Below are 738 nucleotides of genomic sequence, written 5' to 3' on the forward strand. Positions count from 1 at the left end.
CCAAAAATGTTAAGCAGTCCAGTAGGGTGCATTAGGCAATCCCTTGTTTTCAGGGAAAAAATCAAGAGCTAAATATTGCCGTAACGCACCACAAAGAAAGGTTTTTGGTGCGTTAGCGTAGCGTAACGCACCCTACTGGACTGACTATGATTATACAATTGATAAGAAAGAACAAATTCAAGAGATAAATTAGTAAACTTGATCGTGTTTGCCAATATCAACTATAACAATTAAAGTTTCTCCTGAATCAGTATCTTGACGAAAAGTAAAAATAATACGGCAATCATAACTAACAGAACATGACCAATAACCTTCTAATCTACCTGTCAGCTTATGAGATTTTAAAGAAGGGGTGAAAGGGTTATCTGCTAACAAATGTAGAACCTCTGATATCTTGCTTTGTAGTTGAGGATTTTTGCTGATTAAGCGTTGAAAAGCTCTTTTAAAGCTTTTGTCAGCAACTAATTTCATTCTTCATCCTCTAACAAATAAGCCATTATCTCTTCAGCGCTGCCTTTTTTTGCTGTTCCCATCGCTAAAGATTTTAAGGTTTCTTCGCCATTTTTAGCCATCTCCTCCCGGCGTTTCTCAATACGTCTTTTACGAATTAGCTCAAACAAATAATCTTGGTCTTCAATGGATAGACTCTCTACCGATTCGATCAGATCTTGAAAAAATGCGATACTCATTACAGTTTCCTCCTGTTAGTTAACTTTTTTCCTGATATGCTAAGTAGCT

At 36.4% G+C, this 738-nt stretch carries 2 protein-coding genes; both read right to left on the bottom strand.

The window, feature by feature from the left end:
• Window positions 1-189: 189 nt before the first annotated feature.
• Window positions 190-471: a type II toxin-antitoxin system RelE/ParE family toxin gene (locus MICAI_RS16995; RefSeq protein WP_008205029.1), complete on the bottom strand. Its 282-nt coding sequence runs from the start codon at window positions 469-471 to the stop codon at window positions 190-192.
• On the bottom strand, window positions 468-689 hold the full coding sequence (locus tag MICAI_RS17000) for a hypothetical protein (RefSeq protein ID WP_008205031.1): 222 nt from the start codon (window positions 687-689) through the stop codon (window positions 468-470). Before MICAI_RS17000 ends, MICAI_RS16995 begins: the two co-directional genes overlap by 4 nt.
• Window positions 690-738: the final 49 nt, after the last annotated feature.

The organism is Microcystis sp. T1-4 (genome assembly GCF_000297435.1).
In the GTDB taxonomy this organism is placed as follows: Bacteria; Cyanobacteriota; Cyanobacteriia; order Cyanobacteriales; family Microcystaceae; genus Microcystis.